The organism is Dapis purpurea BLCC-M126, assembly GCF_050015975.1.
In the GTDB taxonomy this organism is placed as follows: Bacteria; Cyanobacteriota; Cyanobacteriia; order Cyanobacteriales; family Microcoleaceae; genus Trichodesmium.
The window spans coordinates 1-20585 of the sequence record NZ_JBNHER010000033.1; the positions used below are offsets into that span (position 1 = coordinate 1).

Sequence of the window (20585 nt, forward strand, 5' to 3'; positions counted from 1 at the left end):
AAGGGGAGGCTTTAAACCAGAATTATTTAATTATTAATTATTAATAATTGGGTAACTTAGAAATTGTATCGCAGTTGATTATGGTCAATAGCAAATTCTAAACAAGCTCTAATATCTTCTTTCGCCAGCTCTGAAAAGTCATCAATAATCTCAGCAATGGACATCCCTGATGGCACCCAGTCAGTAAGGTTGTAAACTGTAATTCACATTCGACAAATACAAAGCTTTTCCCCATCCAGTTATAATATAATATTTTGAGCCTTTATTAGACTTTATTTCCATGAACTCCAAGAAGGATCTCTTTAGGCTCTCCTTTTGCTTTATAAGTTGCATAAAGTAAGTATGGAAAACTCAACATACCTCCCAGAAAAATACTAAGAAAACCAAATATAAAGCCTTTTATAGTAAATCCTTCTCGCCAAGAAATCCAGGTTGCAAGTAAGAAAAGATGAATTAAAAAGTCGCTGTTAAACTGACTTCTCCAATCAAGATTAAGTAAATCGCCAAAATATACAGCAGGCCAATTAATGCCTTTTTTAGCTACTGCGTATATTGTTACTAGGTATATAATCACAGTAGAAATGCCAAGAAAAAACCGTAAAAATTTCATAATAACTACTTGATTTGCTTAAGAAGCCGAAAAAGAAAAAATTTTCCTTATTTTCCCCTTTCTATGTTCCCAGTTAAATATTCTCTAAAATCCTAAATATACCTTTTATCAAAACTACGGAATTTATTTTATCTTCCTATTCTACTCAGCACTTGATTCAATCAGGGGTAGCTATCCTCGCTTAATGGTGAGAATATACATTTTTTTCCTACACTCCCCACACTTCCTATAGCATTACTATGCACTACCATCCAATCATAAATATCTAGCACTTTTATAACTGTTTTTGGTGTAGGAAGCTGGTTATTAATCAGGTCAAGGTTTCCATCGCAAGCTAATCAAAATTAAACTCCTAAAATAGTTGTTAGTAGCCCTACTTGTGGTGTTAAGGTTAGCAATTATTTTTCATATTTTTTTAATACCCCTACGGCAGATAAGGAGTTATACTTAGGAAGCATTTACAAAGCACTTTCAGACTATCAGGATGCATCATAATCATCCCAGGCCAGAAATTTTCTGGTATTTCTGGGATGCCAATAGAAGAGTTTAGTTACGAAGAAACAGGACACTATTTTAGTAAATTTGCCTATAGGTTGGATAAATTTGTTGCTAATTATAGCGCTGTATCATTAGTAACTAAACTTCAACAATCTACTAGTAGTAATTTAACTTTTTTTCCAAGGTGTTATCAAGGAACAAACTTTACAATTAAATGAAAAAAATATTAGGAGTAGCAAGTAAAAACAAAGGAAAATAAAAAAATCTATTCCCTGCTGAATACCTGGAAAGTTCTGGAAATTTAAAATATAAGTATTTCACAAAAAATTACAGGAAATTATCAGATAGCTGTTTATTTTCTTGTATGATTCCATCTTCAAGATAAACTACTCTATCAGCAGAACTAACTATTCTAGGATCATGAGTTACCATAAGCACTGTACAGCCACCTTCTTTAGCTAGCTGACGCAGTAACTCAATAACTGTATGACCACTATGAGAATCTAAAGCTGCTGTTGGTTCATCCGCCATAACTATCCTAGGGTTTCCAGACAGGGCACGAGCGATCGCAACCCTTTGTTTTTGGCCACCAGATAAATCCCGTGGATGTAGTTTGGCTTGAGGAGCTAACCCTACCTGTTCCAAAAGCACCTGAGCTTCATGTTTTGCTGCCTTACCTTTGATACCCTTCATATTCAGAGCTACTTCTATATTTTCCGCTGCTGTTAATGCCGGGAACAAGTTAAATCCCTGAAAGATAAAGCCGATATTCTGAAGTCTAAACTTGGCCAATTGATGTCTAGACATTTTTGTGATTTCTTGTCCCAAGAGACACACTCTGCCAGATGTTGGTGTTAACAATCCTGCTAAGATTGACAGCAAGGTAGTTTTACCAGAACCAGATGGCCCCATCAATAGTTGGACATCACCCTTCTGTACTGTCAAGTCAATATTCTTGAGTACCTGGTAAGATTGTTGTCCGGTTTGGTAGGCCATTGTCACCCCACAAGACGTGATTGCTGCTGTTCTTAAGCTAGCAACATCTCTAGGATTACAAAGAGATAGGTTTTTAGTTTTAGTGGCAGCAGCCATGTACATATTAAAAGTAGTCATAGGTGCGACTTTTGGTAAGCTAGAGTGTTTTGGGGACATGAGGAATATACCTCTGATAGATAGTTCGCTTATGCGAAGTTTCTATAGTTTGCTTGAGTTTACTAGGTTTTTGAGTTTAACCTAAATTGAATCTCTCTCGTTAAATTAAATTTAATTTCAGGGATTGATTTAAGTTTAATGGCCTTTGAACATTTAGAAACTGAGGTAATTTACTTACATTGTATTTTAGCTTACTAAGTTTTAAGGTAATCAAGAACACTTAGAACTTAGATTAATTTTGACTAGGCTTTATCTGAGAGTTTACTAAGAATAGCTCAAGAGTAGTTGAAATTTATTCTGAAGTTACTCAATATATTTTTCTTCATTTTTCCCATTTAAAATTTCATATTTTGAGCATTTCACCTCAAAAAATGTGAAGAAAATATAATTTTTTTCTGTAGTCAAAATCATCAGGAAAAATTTTCATTAGATAATGAAAAATGAAAATTTTTCTATTTTAATGGTATCACTTAACAGCATTAATATGAGGTATTTTAGTTGTCAAAGCCATACATGAGTAACTTCAGTATTTCAATTTGTTTGGGCACCATAGTGGTACTTAAGTTTGCTACCTACAAGATATTTTAAGTATTTTCCTGGTTACTTGTGCCTACTTGATTAATAACTTTCTTTCTTGGGAAGAGAAATAAGTAATTATTAGTCTATCTATCTAAGATAACATATAGCAGTCTTATTTCGGTTTGATATTTTGGTGGCAGTTAGGAGTTAGGAGTCAGTAGTCAGGAGTCATAATTTTCAAAGTTAAGGGATAAAATTAATTATTATTAAAACTGTCACGACCAATGGGCAGATTGCTATACTAACAAACTTATAGTTAACAATAAATTCTCGTATCAAAAATAGCAGATATTAATCTCTGGTAGTGCTTAAATTGTGTATAATATTTTTATAAAAAAAGAATATATTTATTGAAAATCGTCAAATATATTGAAAAGATAGATGAGAGTATTTGCAATTTACTTTCTGCTAAACTGTTGTAATTAGTCGATAATATCCAAATATCTCAAGATTTTCATGATGGCGACATTTTTATTAGAAATTGGTACAGAAGAATTACCTGCAACTTTTGTCTCTGAAGCCATAGAACAGTGGCAAAAACTTATCCCCACAACCCTCACGGAGGCATACTTGACAAATGATGCAGTTAACGTATATGCCACACCTAGACGTTTAGCAGTGGTCATTAATGGTTTGCCAATTAAACAACCAGATCGAGAAGAAGAAATTAAAGGACCTCCGGCAAAAGCAGCTTTTAAAGATGGCAAACCTACTAAAGCAGCAGAAGGATTTACTAAAAAACAAGGAGTAGAACTTAATGACCTAGAAATACGTCCTACGGAAAAAGGTGATTTTGTTTTCGTTAATAAAAAAATTCATGGTCAACAAACAACAGCAATTCTGACAGAATTAATACCAGAATGGATTGATAAATTAGAAGGTAAAAGATTTATGCGTTGGGCAGATGGAGATATTAAATTTCCCCGCCCTATTAGATGGTTAGTAGCATTATTAGATGATGAAATATTGCCGATAAATTTAGAGAATGGTTCGGAGAAAATTACAAGCGATCGCCTCTCTTACGGTCATAGAGTTTTATCTCCTCAAATAATAAAAATTTCCCAAGCCAAAGATTATGAAGAAGAGTTGAGAAAAGCCTACATTGAAGTAGATTATCAACAAAGAAAAAGCAAAATTGAACAACAAATACAAACTGCTGCAAAAGAAGTTAAAGGAACAGCAGAAATTCCTACAGAATTATTAGCAGAAGTCACAAACTTAGTAGAATGGCCGACAGCAGTAGTTGGAAAGTTTGACGAAGAATTTTTAATTTTACCTGCGGAAGTCACAAAAACAGTAATGGTGACACATCAACGTTATTTTCCTGTTGTAAAATCTCCAAAAGCTGGTAAAGAAATAGAGTTGTTGCCATATTTTATTACCATTTCTAATGGCGATCCAGAAAAATCAGAAATTATAGCGACAGGAAACGAAAGAGTAATTAAAGCGAGATTAGCTGACGGACAATTTTTCTATAAAGCAGATTTAGCTAAACCATTAGAAAGCTATTTACCTGAATTAGAGGCAGTGACATTCCAAGCAAAGTTAGGCTCAATGGGAGAAAAAGTACAACGTATTGTTAATATAGCTAAGTTAATTGCTGAACAGTTACAAGTGAGTAAAGAAGAATCCAAAAATATAGAAAGAGCAGCTCTTCTTTGCAAAACTGATCTAGTAACTCAAATGGTTTATGAATTTCCTGAATTGCAGGGAGTAATGGGAGAAAAATATGCTCGTGCTGGCCGAGAAACTGAAGCAGTAGCAACGGCAATTTTTGAACATTATTTGCCTAGAGGGGCAGGGGATATTTTACCAAAAACTATTAGTGGTCAAGTTGTAAGTTTGGCAGATAAACTTGATACTTTGGTAAGTATTTTTGGGTTAGGAATGTTACCTAAAGGTTCCGGTGATCCCTTTGCTTTACGTCGGGCAGCGAATGCTGTGGTTAATATTACTTGGTCGGCTAATTTACCATTAAATTTACATCAGTTATTAGAACAGATTGCTGTAGATTTTGTTAAAACTTATTCTGAAATAAATTCTGAATTATTAACACAGTTATATGATTTTTTCTTGCAGCGAATTAGAACTATTTTGCAAGAGGAAAAAAATATTGATTATGATTTGGTAAATGCAGTTTTGGGAGATAATGATTCTGAATATCAGGAAAGGGCATTAAAAGATTTATTAGATGTGCGTAATCGGGCAGTTTTCTTACAAAATATTCGGCAAAATGGTATGCTTGAAAAAATCTATGAAACTGTCAATCGTTCAACTCGTTTAGCTGCTCAAGGTGAGTTGGATAAAATGCAACTTGCACCTTTAGAAGTTGTAGATTCAAAACTGTTTAAAAGTGAATCTGAATTAGCTTTTTATGATGCTTTGGTTGAATTAGTGCCTCAAACAGAAATATCTCAAAAAACCAGGAATTATCAACAGTTAGTCGATGCTTTGGCAAAAATAGCTCCCACAGTAAGTAATTTCTTTGATGGACCTGAAAGTGTATTGGTAATGGACCCCGATCCGAAAATCAAACAAAATCGGTTAAATTTATTGAGTCTGCTCCGCAATAATGCCAGGGTGTTGGCAGACTTTGGCCAAATAGTTAAAAGTTGAACTGTAGCAGGCAAAAGTTCCAGAAGGCAACCCAATAGTAGGAAAAACATTTCTTAGTCTAAGATTCATCATCAGTCTATGTCTTAAGCAACTCTTTCTTTGCTATAGGTATTAGGGGTTGGGGAAAATTACTAAAATATCAATAATATCAATGTAGTTGTGACGCTAGGCTTTGGAAATATAAAAAAGGGTATGGGGAACAGCTTAACTAGGGGATATTCAGCAATTAACAAGTAATACCATTTCTCAAAAACTTTTCAACCCGTATCTTGAACAGGGGAGTAGATATGGAGGTTGTATGCAACGTCCGTACTGGAGAAGTAAACATAAGAATAATTAACATTAACGTTACTTGTAATTATCAAAAAACTTTCATGTGCCTGTGTTAATTACTTAATAATTGAAGTTTCACCTAAGTATAGCATTAATGCATAGTAATTGGTATAAGAAGAGGTAACTATTTACCACTTTAACTGTAAAGGTTTGGTGACTCAACCAACTACCCTTTGATATAAAGGCTGGAATTTTAATACCATTTTGATTTGAAGTTGCACAGAATTATGAAATTTATTAACCTTTGTGTCTGTATATCAAAGTCAACTCTGATTTAAACTTTATTCTATGTAACTTCATATTCAAATCTTAATATAGGGTTTCTCACTGTTTTTGAGGTACAGTTATCTTTTTCTTTCTATTCCCTATTTCCTATTACTTATTGTCTTCTGTAGCTGTTGGCTAAAACAAATTTTGTAGTGAACTACTGATAATAACTGTTATAAATACAGCATTAAGTACCTTGAAAAGGGAAATAAATTCAACCAAATTTTTTGGGTAAATATTTTTTAATTAGATATTATTTCAGGAAAAAAACTAGCAACTACAACTATGTTTTATTTACTTTAGTTATTCAATAAGCATCAACTATAACACTATCTTTTATAGAAACTGTATAAATCCTAAATCCTACGGAAGTATCGTAGCTCAATCTGCTGTAAAATTAAAATAATTAGACTAAAAATTCGTTCTTCCAGAAAAATTTACTATGTCAAAAGCTCATATTATTGGTTTAGGAAAATCAGGTGTTGCTGCTGCGCGACTGCTGAAAAAAAATGGTTGGGAAGTTGAATTGAGCGATCGTAATACTTCCGACTTCCTGGAGCAACAAAAACAGCAGTTAATTCAAGAGGGTATTACTGTTAAGTTGGGTTATTCATTTCAACAAGAAACCTCTTTAGATTTAGTTGTTGTTAGTCCTGGTGTCCCCTGGGATTTACCTGCATTGCAACAATCTAGAGAAACTGGAATTGAAACAATAGGGGAAATGGAGTTAGCGTGGCGATATCTCAAGTCTTGCTCCTGGGTGGGTATTACCGGTACTAATGGCAAAACTACCACCACTGCTTTAACTGCTGCCATTTTTAAGACTGCCGGATTGTTGGCTCCTGCCTGTGGTAATATTGGATATGCTGCTTGTGAATTAGCTTTATCTGAAACTCCCCCGGATTGGATAATAGCAGAAGTAAGTAGTTATCAAATTGAGTCTTCCAATACTTTGAGTCCAGAAATTGCTGTATGGACTACTTTTACTCCTGACCATCTAAGTCGTCACTACAGTCTAGAAAATTATTTTAATATTAAAGCTGGCTTATTAAATCGCTCTCAAATACAAATTCTTAATGGTGACGACTACTACCTGCGTGAAAATGCAACAAATCTTTGGCATAATCCTTACTGGACAAGTATTCAAGGAAAAGCTAATTTGATTGGAGATATAGCTAAAGGAATTTATATTGAAGATGGATGGGTAGTAGGGTTGGAAGAAAGAATAATTCCTGTGGAGTCACTGCAAATGTTGGGAAATCATAATCAGCAGAATTTATTGATGGCAGTAGCGGTGGCGAAATTGGCAGGAATAGAAAAAGAGGCGATCGCTGAGGCGGTGAAAAATTTTTCTGGTGTCCCCCACCGTTTGGAATATATTTGCAGTTGGAATGAAGTAGATTTTATTAATGATAGTAAAGCTACAAATTATGATGCTGCAGCAGTTGGTTTAAAAGCTGTACCGGCACCTGTATTATTAATTGCTGGCGGTGAAGCTAAAGAAGGTAATGATAATGATTGGTTGCGACAAATTAAGGAAAAAGTTGTTTTTGTTTTATTAATTGGTGATGCTGCTGAGTTTTTAGCTAAGAGATTACAAAAGATTAATTTTCGTCATTATGAAATAGTGAAAAATATGGAACGTGCAGTAATTAGAGGTGCAGCATTATCGAAAAAATATGATGCTAAAGTCGTCTTGTTATCTCCTGCTTGTGCAAGTTTTGACCAGTATCAAAATTTTGAAGAAAGAGGAGACAGTTTTCGGAAGTTATCTTTAGCATTAAATCAGAAAAAAAGGTAGATTTAGGTGTTAGGTAGTAGCTGTTAAGTCTGAGGTTTTAGTTATTAGATTCAGTTGCTTGAATTAATGAAAAATACTTTTCATATATCTTTTGAGTAACTCTATTAAGTACCTAGTTATAAATAAAGTTAACTTTAAATTAGGACGAGTCAGGGAGCAGGAGTCATAATTCAGAATAGTTTAGGTAAATTGACTACCTAGAGTTTTTTAAGGTTGATTTTTCCTAGCTACTTAATTGTTCCCTATTGCCTAAGATTATATAAAAATTTAAGTTGCAAGGTTTGATTTCAATAATATATAAATAAACACAAAAAAAGGTTGATAATAATTATGTCTGGTTTAACAGTTAAAGATTTAGAAAAGCTGCAAATAGATTATCCAGATTATCGCATGGAATTAGTACGAGGAGAGATTATTGTTATGAGTCCTTCGGGTTTAGAATCAGATGAAATAGCAGCAGCAATAGTCGCTTATTTATGGAATTGGGTAAGACCAAGAAACTTAGGTAGAGTTATTGCTTCTGGTGGAGGTTTTCGCTTACCAAATGCAGATGAAGATATTCGGACTCCAGATGCTTCTTTTATTCGTGCGGAAAAATTACTTCGTCCTACAGAAGATTATGTTAAGTTAGTTCCTGACTTAATTTTTGAAGTAAAATCTAAGAGTGATCAATTACCAAAATTACGTCAAAAAATACAAGAATTTATAGAGTTAGGAACTATTGTTGGGGTGTTAGTAGATCCTCGCAGTCGGACAATGGAAGTTTATCGTTATCAGCAAGAAAAAATTGTCCTGAAAGATGGGGATGTGTTAGAAGTAGAAGAAATCTTACCAGGGTGGAAATTACCTGTATTTGAAGTATGGGCGCCAGAGTTTGGGTAGGAATTTATATGAGGTACACTGGAAAAATTAAACAAAAGATTATATAAAAAATTTAATGGAAGGAAAACAACTATTTTTATTTCCTAATTTTGAGTATCAAAGTGATAATAATTATCATAAAAAAGCTAAACTAGGTCGCTATGAGAAAATCCAATATGAATTAAACAATAACGACCTGCATATTTTTCTGATGCTACCTTTTGTCTTTCACAACTCTCTTTTGCAGATGCTTGTTTAGTCAGAATGAATGAGTTAATATTAGGCAGTAGCTTGTTAACTTTAGATAGTGATTTTCGCATTTATCGGAAAAATAAAACGGAAATAATTGATGTAATTATTCCCGATGAATTATAAATTTAGCAATTAACAGTCAGCTACCAGCTTTTCAATTTTTTTTGAATATCTAACTTTAAGAGTAGTTACTTTAATTTTATCAATATGAAAACTGCAATATCTTAACTTATAACTTTCCTTTCTTTTTGCTTTAATATTACTCTTAAAAAAACGTGATACTAGAACTATTATTATTAACAACTTTAGGATTTTTCGGTAGTTTCGGTCACTGCGTCGGAATGTGTGGTCCTCTGACTGCAAGTTTCTCTCTTTCCACAAAATCTCCAATTTCCTCTAACAAATGGCATCAATTTCAATTTCATACCCTACTTAACTTTGGTCGTCTCTGTAGCTACACCCTGACAGGTGCAGGTATTGGCGCACTAGGTTCCGTATTAGTGGCAAGCGGTCATTTAGCAGGTATTGACAGTGAGCTACGACGATGGTTAGCAATAATTACAGGTTTAATGCTGATCTGGTTTGGTTTGGCAAAAGTGCAACCGCAACTATTACCAAATTTACCAATATTTCATCCTCTGAAAAAAAGCAACCTGCATAACCGCTTAAGTGCAGTCATGGTAAACCTTTCCATGGAAAACAAATGGTGGACTCCTGCCTTACTAGGATTAGTTTGGGGTTTGATGCCATGCGGTTTTCTGTATGCTGCCCAAATAAAAGCTGCAGAAACAAGCAATATTTGGTTAGGTGGAGCGAGTATGTTCGCCTTTGGTTTAGGAACATTACCCTCAATGTTAGGAGTGGGAATGTTGACATCTTTTTTAAGTGCAGATAAACGCAGTCAACTATTTCAAATGGCGGGTTGGGTGAGTATCTTCGTTGGTATAATGGTAGTCATGCGGAATGGTGATATGGTTGACTATACTGGTCATGCTGCAATATTTTGTTTAATTTTAGCCTTGATAGCACGTCCCCTAAGTCGGTTTTGGAGTCAACCTCTACGTTATCGACGTGCTTTAGGTGTGGGAGCATTTGTTTTGTCAATGGCGCATACAGGGCGAATGTTAGACCACAGTTTAAATTGGAATATCCAGGCGGTTTCGTTTATGTTGCCTCAACATCAGTTGGCAATATGGACTGGTTTTGTCAGTCTGGGATTTATGTTACCATTAGCATTGACTAGTTTTGATGGAGCAGTCAAATATTTCGGTCAGTGGTGGCGGAGGTTACATTTATTGAGTGTACCAGCGTTTGTATTATCTGGAGTTCATGCAGTGGCAATGGGTTCTCATTATTTGGGTTCTTTAGAATGGAGTATGGAAAATCAGTTGCGAACTGTTGTTTTGGGAGTGGTAATATTAGTTGTATTAGTTGTGCGATCTCGTCGTTTTTGGTCTTTATTTTCTTTACAACGATATTATACACCTCCACTAAGGGAAATGGGGAAATGGGGAGACGGGGAGATAGGGAGATAGGGAGATGGGAAGATGGAGAGATGGGGAGATGGGGAGATGGAGAGATGGGGAGATGGGGAGATGGGGAGATGGGGAAGTTGAATATTGCAGTTAGCAGTTATAGATAGAATTATAAATTCAGATGATACCAATGGAGACAATGTCAGTCATACCACATTGATCGCCTAATCTCTTGTAAAATTAATAAATAGAAAAAAATTTTTGGAGTACAATATAATGAAAATTAGTATCAAAATTTTATTGTTAACTTTGGCATTTTCTGTTGGAGCAAAAGCAGAAATAATTAATCATAAACTGCACAATCAATTAATTCCTACTTATGCTCATAATGTAGAAATTTCTGAAGATGTAGCTTGTACTTTTCACATTACACCTAATCATAATCCGAAAGTCGGTAAATCTTCTTTAGCTTGGTTTGCTCTAACTCGTAAAGGTGGTAAAAGTCTTCCTTTTAGTGAATGTAATTGTCAGTTAAATGTTTATGCTGAACCCCGTAATTCTGATAGTAAACCGATAATGAATCCAGAATTAAAAGGAATTGATACTGAACAATATCAAGATATACCAGGAGCAGAAATCATGTTTCCCAAAGCAGGTATTTATGATTTAGAAATTATTGGTAGTGCCAAAGATGGAACAAGTTTTAAACCTTTTAAATTTAATTATTCTGTGACTGTTACTGGTGGATAATAAAAATAGGTAGTCATCAAAAAATAATCTTATATTCAGAAAATAATTAATTCTGGAAATTGATAACTGTTAAAAATTATTAGTGGAGTTTAAAAATTCAGAAGTAGGGTTAATCGGGCAAGTAAGCTAACACACATTTAAAATGAGTCTTAGCAAGTCATAAATCTGAAGTAATAAGGGTTGTACTTTTAACTTAGTACACAACAAGTTAAGTTATTTAAATGCAAAAAAGCTTACTATTTATAGTATCCTATTGATTTTATATGACCCTATAAATTAATATGTTAAACTCTAATCTATAACCTCTTAAATTCTGAAATGGGAGTAGTTTATATAGGCGATCGCGCCGTGGGAAAAACTCATTTAGCATTAGCATTGGCAAACCCCCAAGGAAATTATGTTCGGGTCGATTTAGTCAATCAAAATTATCAAAATCTCCGGGCAAATTTGCTTAATTTAGATGGTACAACTAAACCTACTCAAACTATTGAAAAGCGTTCTATTAATGTGGAAGTTAGACTGCCTATTGGTATTAGTAAAATTCCTGTAGATTGGATAGATTCTCCTGGAGAATTATTTCGTAGGTCGTGGCAGTCTGAACATATTAATGAATGGCAAGACTTTAAAGAAATAATGAGTCAAAGTGAAGGAATTTTTTTAATTGTTCCTCCCTATAGAGAAATTTTACAGCCTCATATTGATCCAGAAAATTATATTACTCGGCAACAATGGTGTAATAGATTTAATCGTTGGGCTGAGTTCTTTATTTATGATTGTCCTCAAACTCGACAGATTGTAATTTGTTTGAATAAAGCGGATTTAATAAATTGTGAAATTGATCGGGAAATTTCCAAGTTAAATTATTTGCCTCATGGCTCTCCTATGAATTGGCTACAACGTCATAATTATGTTGTTAATCGTTATTTTCAACCTGTAAAATCGGAACTAGAACAAATAAATAAAAGTCGTTCTGGTTTGTCAGTGCGATGTTTTATTACCAGCATTTATTATCGTAGTTTCTTAGAATTACCTTGGATATATTTGGCGAGTTATTTAGCTTGAATGAAGAATGAAGGAAGAAGAAAAGAGGAAGGAACTAAGAAGAATAAAAAATAAAAAAAAGTACATTTTAGACTAAACAAAGTCAGCAGATACACAGAATTAATTACACAAAAATTTTGCTGAAATCCCTATTCAATAAGGGTCTAATTTGTAAATAATTTTGTTCAGGTGTTTAATACCATAATACTTATAAATAATAAGAAATAGGAAAGTAGTTAAATTGCTTAAACATGATATAGCGTTTCTCAGGCTAGTGAGGTACACTTTATATCTTTCTTCCCTTTCGCCTGTTGCCTAGAATTTTGTCACTATTTTTGGGAATTGCTATATACACTAGATTACAATTATATGAAATACAAATATTAATAATAAAACCTTAGCCGTACTTCACTGAGATGAAATATGCTATAAGAAGTAAAAAGTAAATTTGAAATAATCTTGGGAGGATTTAAGTTTTATATTCCCTATTCCCTCTGTTATAGTTTAAATAAAATTTAGAGATTTAATCAAAAAAAATGGGGAATATTTGTATTATCGGACCTACTGGTGCAGGGAAAACAACTTACTTGGCAGGATTAGCTTATTGGCCGGAAAAAACTAATCCAAATTTTCAAATTACAGCTATTACTAATGATGCTAAAAATTTAGCTAATAAAGCTGAAACTATTATTCTGAATGGTGCTTCTTTAGAACCTACTATTATTGATGGAATTAGAATTAAAAGTTTCTACGATTTACCTTTGTATTCTTTTCACATAGAAGTCAAACGTTGGTGGCAACGAAAAACAGAAGAAATTAACCTGGTAGTTCGAGATTATCCAGGGGAAATTTTTAATGAATTACAAGGTGGAATTTCTAATCCTTTGCATCAAGAATTTCTCGATGAATGTCTGATTAAAGATAATCTTGGTTGTCTAATTTTATTTCATAAATGGGAACCAGGAAGTGACATATTTTATAGTAACGTAATGGAAAGATTTATTGACTTAATGGATGAAAGCGATCGCACTCAAGATTTACGTCTAGCTATAGCAATGAGTAAATGTGAAAGAGGGGAAATATGGCCTGGTCGTCTTGACCCAGAATTGGATATATTTAAAGTTCATTTACCCAGAACAACAAATATTTTAAAAAGGCGTATTCCTCAACAAAATTTACGGTTTTATGCTATATCTACTTTTGGTGTCTTACATCGAAATGACCCCCGCCCAAATCGTACAGATGAATTAGGCAGTCCCCACTCTATTTTAAGGGAACCTTTGAAATGGAAACCTCATGGAATTGTTTCTCCTTTGTATTGGTTAGTTCATTAATGGATAATTAATAATTAATAATTGATAATTGATAATTATTTGATTGCTAACTTTTGTACTAAATTGAATACTTTTTGTATTCCAAAAGTTTGCTTGTTACTCAAAGTTTAAAATTTTCATCATTATTAATTGTCAATTATAAAAATTATCCATTGGTAAAGTAATTTCAGTGTTTGGTAAAGACTAATGTTGAAATCTCTATTCAAACCGAGAATATATCGGAATTTAAAATCAGAAAATCACTCTGGAGTTTTACGGGTAATAGGCGATCGCGCTGCTGGAAAAACGACTTATATGGCTGCTTTGGCTAGGTGGCCAAATGCCGATTTTTCTAGTCCGGTTGAGTTAGTTACTCCCGCAAATAAAGATGGAGAATATTTAATTAAGCAAGCCCAGAATTTGATAGAGAAAGGATTGCAAATTGAACAAACTCGTTTAGCTAATGATGTGCTGGAAATTAAGGATTATAGTTTGAGAATTGTTTTAAAAAAATCAGATAATTTTAGCCTATCAAATAGTGTTTTAAACTTAGATATTAGCTGCAAAGATTATTCTGGAGAATTTTTTAGTGATGTACTTCAGGAAACAGATTCTCAGTTACTCCGAGATTACTTAAATGATTGTTTTCCAGCTACAGGAATTATGTTAATGATTGACGGAACAACTCATCGTAAAGATTTAGAATATGCGAGAGGAGTCGATCAACTTTTAGTAGCATTGGCAGGGCGGGATATTTTGGGTCAAAAACGACGAATTGCTCTAGTATTAACTAAGTGTGAATTAGCAGATTTATGGGGAAATAGACATAGACCAAAATTTTTGGCAGAAGCAAGGTTTCCTATTATTTTTAAAAGGTTAGAATCTTGGCAAGATTTGGGAATGGGAAATGTGGAATATTTTACAACTTCTGCTTTTGGTGTGACTGGAAAGAAATATTTTAAACCAAATTCTCAGCAAATTTATCGCGGTCGTGGTGGGGTAGCATCTGTATTGGAAGACTCCAAAAAATGGCGACCTTTTGGTTTAGTTTCTCCCATATATTGGATTTGTACGGGTCAGCGGAATTTAGAGTTAGATAAAGATTAATATTACTTTTTGACATCCTCCCCGGCCTAAAGGCGCGGGGATTCCTACCGAGCCGAAGCTCCTCGGTGGGTTGACGCTTCATCGACTGCTGCTACCTTGACGCTAGTCTTACGCTTGTCTCCACGTCCATTTAATGTCTCAGACTGCCCGCCCGCGACTAATATATTTATTGCTGCATTCTCGTCTCTATCGTGTTTTGCACCACAGTTGAGACACTCCCACTCTCGCACCTGAAGGTCTAACTTTCCACCTTTGAATCCACAACATGAGCAAGTTTGAGATGTTGGTTCCCAACGACTAATTACTCTAAAATCACGACTGTATTTTTCTGCTTTTCCTTCTAAAAGGGTTCGGAATTGTCGCCAACCTAAATCAGAAATAGCCCTAGATAATTTACGGTTTTTAACCATTCCAGATACGTTCAAATCTTCTAAAACAATTGTTTGGTTTTCACGAATTATTTTAGTGGATAGTTTATGTAGAAAATCTGTTCTTGTATCTTTCAATTTAGCATGAAATTTAGCAATTCTAACCCGTGCTTTTTCATATCTTTTAGACCCTCTAGTTTTATGAGATAATGATTTACTTAACTTTCGTTAGCGCAGCTCCTCTGAAAGAGGCTACTTCTTAATTCGCTTCTTGAGCGGTTTTGGTGCATTAACTTTTTCTCCATTACTCAATGTAGCAAAAGTTTTGATTCCTAAATCTATACCTACTAAATTATCAGTTTGAGATAAAATTTTAGGTAAAGTTTCTATTACAAAACTCAGAAAATATCTATTAGCAGAATCTTTAATTACTGTTACTGAGCTAGGCTGACTAGGTAGTTTTCTTGACCAAGCTACTTTCAGATTTCCAATCTTGGCTAAATAAACTTTTTCTTGATATAGTTTAAACCCCCTCAAGGTAAACCTAGCAGATTGTTTTGACTTCCTAGTTTTGAACTTGGGAGGTTTTATGGCTTTGCCTTTTCTCTTGGCTTTTGTAGAACTGAAAAAGTTTTGATAAGCTTGGTTTAAATCATTCAATGATTGCTGTAATGGTACAACTGATACCTCTGATAGCCATTCTCTGTTTTTAGTTTTTTTAGCTTGAGTAATAAAGAGTTTTTGTAGCTCAGAATTAGTCGGCTTCTTTTCTTCTGATTTGTACTTTTCCTGACAGCAAGCTAGACTATCATTCCAAACAACACGGACACAACCAAATAGTTTGGCTAATCGGTATTTTTGTCCCAGTGTTGGATATATGCGGTACTTAAATCGAGCTTTCATCATCTGACTTTTTAACTGGCCTATATGGATAACATATTTATTGAAAAAAAAACAACTAAAAAGTCGCCCTTCTAGGGCGAGGCTTCAGACCCATTTTTTCGGTGAGTAGTGAAATTTTGCTTCTATTGCGTATAGAGCAATAATAAATTCATTTTCTTAAGCACCCAGCCAGTAGAGGTGAGTAGTGAAATTTTGCTTCTATTGCGTATAGAGCAATAATAAATTCATTTCCTGAAGCACCCAGCCAGCAGAGGTAAGTAGTAAAATTTTGCTTCTATTGCGTATAGAGCAATAATAGATTTATTTTATGAAGCGCCCAGCTAGCAGAGGTGAGTAGTGAAATTTTGCTTCTATCTGTACTTCAATATTCAATCCCCCCTATCTCCCCCAACTATATAATAAGTATTCAACCAAATTTGATATTAGCGGAAGGGTTTGGAGACCAAACCCTACGGATTATTTTTATAAAACGGTATTTAAGTGAATTGGTATTAGCAAATGGAAAATATTGAAATTCACGAATTCAGCACAGGTATAATTCCCGAAATCTTACCCGATGGTAAATGGATTTCCAGAGGATTTAAAGTAGGAGAATATATGAATTTAACCTTGCCTAAAGTCCCCCATTCTGTAGGAAGAGCAATTGCTAATAAAGGTTTTGAAGTAGGCAAAGATCGTAATAGTCAAGAGCCTACTTTTGTGGGGCGAGTTGTGTTGAGTATGACTAAAGAAGAACCAGATTATTCAGTGGTTGCTGTAGTGACATCTGGGCAAGATGAATATGGGCGTTCGACTTCTTTTTATCGTTATTTTTTCTGTGTTGGAAAAGATAATATTTGGCAAATATTAGATTGGATAAAGACTCAGCAGCAACAGGGAATTAACCCGAGATTTAATCCATCTGAAACTAGAGAGATTGGAAAACCAAACCAGCATCAAGTTACTCGGAAACCAGAAATAAATTTACCTACAGATTGGCAAGATTGGCTGAATACTCAAACTTTGCCTGTAATAATTCCTACTGAATTATCTGACTTACAAATTATTAATAAAATTGCTGAATTCAAAGCTAATGGTCAGCCTATATCATGGGTTTATAATGTCGAAGCTGTTGAACGACCAGAACAATTTATAATTATTCATCCGGCTAATTCGGAAGTAGCAGCAAGTCTGACAGAAGTACAGACAAAAATAATAGAAAATTCCCGGACGAATATCTCAAAAAATATAGATGAAGCAGCTATAGAAACGGCAATTAAAGGATTAATTAGTGGTTCTCAAATAAAGCAGGAATGGATAGAAAATTTAATTTTAAAATTACAGACTGGTCAAGTTACATCAGAATATTTAAACAACTTATTTGATAATTTGGGAGCGAGTAATGCTGTCAAACAAGGAAATGCTAATGCTCAGATGGTTAGATTATTAACTTTAAGGGCAATTTTTATTCCAGAAACTTTACCAGAATATCTGCATTGGTTAAATATTAATGGAGATGTAAATAAGGAAAATGAAAAGCAAAAAATATCTCTACAATTACAATCACAACTGAGAAATTATCAAAAATTATTAGAACCATTAATTGTAGGAGGAGCAGATCGCGCCTTCTATCAAATATTAGGGAAAAAAATATCTGTTCCTGCCTTCTGTTGGCTGTTAAAAACTAAAAGCAGTTTATGGTCAGCATATTCCCAGAAAATAAAAAAACAAGTTCGCCACGATTTAGAATATTTAGGAAATAGTCTATTAAACAAAACTCTTAGTCAAGAAACAGATGAGTTAGTCTATGGCAGTGGGATTTGGAAAAAGTTAATTTATTGGTTAAAATCTCGTCGTTATCCCTGCAATTATTATCAACCTTTTGCCGATTTATTTTCTCAACTACCTGATTATGAGTTGGCAGCTTATTTTCATCAAGTTAGTAATGGAAAAGTACCAAAAGAAATTTTCACCACAGCGTTTCCAAAATTAAAGTCTACTTATGAAACAATTATTTTTGGGTTAACGGTTCAGAAGCAATTAGCTTTTTCTGACCGGATAACTATATTAATTAGAAAGTATGGACGATCAGCAGCAGTAACTTGTTTGCTTTTGCTTTCTCATGGTTTATTTTTTGCTTTGGGATATCAGGTAGGTAAGTTTAATAGTGGAAATATTACTGAAGGGGAAACTCTAGAATATCCTCTTGCTTCAGAAGAAATATTAACTGATGTAGAAATAATTACTGTGAGTGAAATTTCGATAGAAAAAATGGAGAAAGCACTAGAAAAATTTCCCACTACTAGCAGCGTAATTCAAGAAATTTTCCGGGAACTAGAGGAAGAAATATTAGCTCAAAATTCTACATTAGTTACAATAGAAGAGGCACGTTTAGAGATTATTCAAGCAATTAAGAAAATTCTAGAAAATGATGTAAAACTGCAGTATACTGGGGCGATAGAAGATGATTTAGTAGGTGATTCAATTAAATATATAGAAGCTAAAAAACAATGGATAGCAGCGATTTATTCCTATCAGAAAAAGTTTTTTAGTGATGGTTTTGGCTATATTGAACCAGATAAAAAAACCGCAGATAAATTAAAGTGTGATGTAGCAGATTTGTTGGAAATTAACTTACAAATACGACCTCGACGTTGTAGGGAAAAATCATAATTATGGCAATTAGCTATCAGCTAGTTCACTTGTATTACAGCGGTTTTCATATGAATAAACCACAATGATACTAACTCCTAATATCAAATCCGGTTAAATAACCTCACTATCAATTTAGTAGTCAATAGTCAGTAGAAAATACTCAACCACTTATTTCTAGGGCGTGTCAAGAAGAAAGAAGCTCAACTGCTGCCGACTATCCTCAAAAGAAAGTAGATGCGATTATTGTATGTGCAATTAAACGGATTTGATATAACTCCTAACTCCGTACGGATGTTGCATGCAACGTCCCTACATCCTGACTCCTGACTCCTAACAATGAGTTTAGTAGTCTACTCAACTGAAAAGCGCTGTAATGTACTAACACTTGGTGGCAAATGAACGTAATCATTACCCCATAGAACCTTTGGGTGTAGAATTGGGTATTTGGGAAGGCGAATATCAGAGTCAAGTATGGCCTTGGTTGCGTTGGTGGGATGTACAGGGGAATCTATTGTTGACAGTAGATGAAGGTGCAGAACAAGAACGTCAACGTGCCGATCGCTTGGCAGAGCAGTTAAAAGCTTTAGTTGTGGAACCGGAGTTGTAATAGGGGAATGGCGTTGGCGGAGCCTAGCGGCAGCTATATCGCTACTGTAATCTGAAAAGAGCGATTCGCCTTAACCCATAACCAACCGAAAACCAATATCCTCATCTTGCCCCATAGGAAATCTTCTAACACGGTTAGCACAACGACAACTTTTAGGAAGGTCATACCAAGAGCCACCACGGAGTACCTTACTATCACTATTACTCTGTTCCCCACTTTCCCAAACACTGCCATCTGTGGGAGCAGTGTCATAGTTATAATGCCAAACATCTTGACACCATTCCCAGACATTACCGTGCATATCATATAAACCAAAATTATTGGGAGGAAAACTACCAACTTCTGTTGTCTTTTGTATATAGCTCCCTGTTGGTGCAGAAGCATAGGTGTAGTTACCACGATAATTAGCTAACTCAGTTGTTATAGTTTCCCCAAAATAAAACGGTGTAGTCGTTATATTTCCCGTTCTTTTATCTTCAGGCAAATGATGCGGTTTCCTTCCTGTCAATGCCTGAATTCCAATCATCCCCACTGCATAAATATCACTGCTGAATTTGGGTTTGCCTATCGCCTGTTCGCTTGGCATATATCCGGGAGTTCCCACTGCCACAGTGACAGTTGTTTGTCCTGCTGCATTTATTACTAAAGTGCTAATTTCTTTTACTGCCCCAAAGTCAATTAAAACTATTTTCCCATCCTGGCGACGGCGCATTAAATTTTGTGGTTTAATATCCCGGTGAATCACATTTTCCTGATGCACAAATGCCAAAACTTCGAGAATATCTTTGAGTAACTTAACTGTATAAGATTCACTTGATTTTTTATTAGGGATAAGTTCTTTGCTAATATCTTCCCCATCTATATATTCTTGTACTAAATAAAATTCTCCTTCTTCCTGGAAATGTGCCAAAAGTTCAGGAATTTGTTGATGATATTTGCCTAATTTGTCGAGAGTATTTGCTTCTCTTTCAAATAAAGTTTTAGCTATGGGTAATATTCCTGGATTTGAGGATTTTGGTCTGAGATGTTTGACTACACATTTTGGTTTTCCTGGTAAGTCTTCATCTTGAGCTAAATAAGTATCACCAAAACCTCCTTTTCCTAGAGATTTAATGATGCAATAGTGATTTCTTAAAGTTATTCCAGGCTGCATTTTATTGACTCAGGGCAAAGACTATTTTTATAGATTTTTAGACCACTATATTGTGACTATATATGAGCGCACTTTTCCATTATGTTTAGAATATCTTGTCAAGTCTACTTTGTCAACCTATATTTTGAATTTTTTGAGATTTTTTTGATTTTCTAAGTTAAAAATTATCCTCGAAAATAAAGCTAATTTATTGGTACAAAAATGGCAATAAATTTCTATTTGCTAATCCAAAGTAACTAAACTTAAAAAACTAAGTCTGGCCATC

At 34.4% G+C, this 20585-nt stretch carries 16 protein-coding genes and 1 pseudogene; 12 read left to right on the top strand and 5 right to left on the bottom strand.

What is annotated here, in order from left to right:
• Positions 1–56: 56 nt before the first annotated feature.
• The 3 genes from ACP6PL_RS03795 to ACP6PL_RS03805 all read right to left on the bottom strand — a co-directional run bounded on the left by ACP6PL_RS03795 (position 57) and on the right by ACP6PL_RS03805 (position 2260).
• Complete coding sequence (locus ACP6PL_RS03795) at positions 57–203, bottom strand: DUF433 domain-containing protein (RefSeq protein ID WP_426542758.1); 147 nt, start codon at positions 201–203, stop codon at positions 57–59.
• 62 nt (positions 204–265) lie between these two features.
• On the bottom strand, positions 266–610 hold the full coding sequence (locus ACP6PL_RS03800; RefSeq protein WP_426542708.1) for a hypothetical protein: 345 nt from the start codon (positions 608–610) through the stop codon (positions 266–268).
• An 825-nt stretch (positions 611–1435) separates the two neighbouring features.
• Positions 1436–2260 carry an ABC transporter ATP-binding protein gene (locus ACP6PL_RS03805; RefSeq protein ID WP_426542710.1) on the bottom strand — a complete coding sequence of 275 codons (825 nt, stop codon included), beginning with the start codon at positions 2258–2260 and terminating at the stop codon, positions 1436–1438.
• Positions 2261–3298: 1038 nt separating this feature from the next.
• Here ACP6PL_RS03805 and glyS point away from each other — a divergent pair.
• The 10 genes from glyS to ACP6PL_RS03855 all read left to right on the top strand — a co-directional run bounded on the left by glyS (position 3299) and on the right by ACP6PL_RS03855 (position 14655).
• Positions 3299–5455 (top strand): glycine--tRNA ligase subunit beta, encoded by a 2157-nt coding sequence (glyS, locus tag ACP6PL_RS03810; protein WP_426542760.1) that lies wholly within the window; start codon positions 3299–3301, stop codon positions 5453–5455.
• A 1042-nt stretch (positions 5456–6497) separates the two neighbouring features.
• Positions 6498–7856: a UDP-N-acetylmuramoyl-L-alanine--D-glutamate ligase gene (gene murD / locus ACP6PL_RS03815; protein WP_426542712.1), complete on the top strand. Its 1359-nt coding sequence runs from the start codon at positions 6498–6500 to the stop codon at positions 7854–7856.
• A 330-nt stretch (positions 7857–8186) separates the two neighbouring features.
• Complete coding sequence (locus ACP6PL_RS03820) at positions 8187–8738, top strand: Uma2 family endonuclease (RefSeq protein WP_426542714.1); 552 nt, start codon at positions 8187–8189, stop codon at positions 8736–8738.
• Positions 8739–8793: 55 nt separating this feature from the next.
• Positions 8794–8976 carry a hypothetical protein gene (locus tag ACP6PL_RS03825; protein WP_426542716.1) on the top strand — a complete coding sequence of 61 codons (183 nt, stop codon included), beginning with the start codon at positions 8794–8796 and terminating at the stop codon, positions 8974–8976.
• A 268-nt stretch (positions 8977–9244) separates the two neighbouring features.
• On the top strand, positions 9245–10504 hold the full coding sequence (locus ACP6PL_RS03830; RefSeq protein WP_426542718.1) for an urease accessory protein UreH domain-containing protein: 1260 nt from the start codon (positions 9245–9247) through the stop codon (positions 10502–10504).
• Positions 10477–10611, top strand: a complete 135-nt coding sequence (locus ACP6PL_RS03835) for a hypothetical protein (RefSeq protein ID WP_426542720.1) — start codon at positions 10477–10479, stop codon at positions 10609–10611. Before ACP6PL_RS03830 ends, ACP6PL_RS03835 begins: the two co-directional genes overlap by 28 nt.
• Positions 10612–10720: 109 nt before the next feature.
• On the top strand, positions 10721–11194 hold the full coding sequence (locus ACP6PL_RS03840; protein ID WP_426542722.1) for a hypothetical protein: 474 nt from the start codon (positions 10721–10723) through the stop codon (positions 11192–11194).
• 318 nt (positions 11195–11512) lie between these two features.
• Entirely contained in the window at positions 11513–12256 is a 744-nt protein-coding gene (locus ACP6PL_RS03845; protein ID WP_426542724.1) for a GTPase domain-containing protein, read from the top strand.
• A gap of 515 nt (positions 12257–12771) precedes the next feature.
• A complete protein-coding gene (locus tag ACP6PL_RS03850; RefSeq protein ID WP_426542726.1) occupies positions 12772–13569 on the top strand; it encodes a hypothetical protein in 798 nt (265 codons plus the stop codon).
• A gap of 186 nt (positions 13570–13755) precedes the next feature.
• On the top strand, positions 13756–14655 hold the full coding sequence (locus tag ACP6PL_RS03855) for a hypothetical protein (RefSeq protein ID WP_426542728.1): 900 nt from the start codon (positions 13756–13758) through the stop codon (positions 14653–14655).
• Positions 14656–14699: 44 nt separating this feature from the next.
• On the opposite strand, the pseudogene ACP6PL_RS03860 reads toward ACP6PL_RS03855, so the two are convergent.
• Positions 14700–15929, bottom strand: a pseudogene (locus ACP6PL_RS03860) (RNA-guided endonuclease InsQ/TnpB family protein).
• A 495-nt stretch (positions 15930–16424) separates the two neighbouring features.
• On the opposite strand from ACP6PL_RS03860, the gene ACP6PL_RS03865 reads away from it, so the two are divergent.
• Positions 16425–18578, top strand: coding sequence for a hypothetical protein (locus ACP6PL_RS03865; RefSeq protein WP_426542730.1), 2154 nt, complete (start codon positions 16425–16427; stop codon positions 18576–18578).
• A 370-nt stretch (positions 18579–18948) separates the two neighbouring features.
• Positions 18949–19167 carry a hypothetical protein gene (locus ACP6PL_RS03870; RefSeq protein ID WP_426542732.1) on the top strand — a complete coding sequence of 73 codons (219 nt, stop codon included), beginning with the start codon at positions 18949–18951 and terminating at the stop codon, positions 19165–19167.
• A 70-nt stretch (positions 19168–19237) separates the two neighbouring features.
• On the opposite strand, the gene ACP6PL_RS03875 is transcribed toward ACP6PL_RS03870, so the two are convergent.
• Positions 19238–20320, bottom strand: coding sequence for a bifunctional serine/threonine-protein kinase/formylglycine-generating enzyme family protein (locus ACP6PL_RS03875; protein WP_426542734.1), 1083 nt, complete (start codon positions 20318–20320; stop codon positions 19238–19240).
• Positions 20321–20585: the final 265 nt, after the last annotated feature.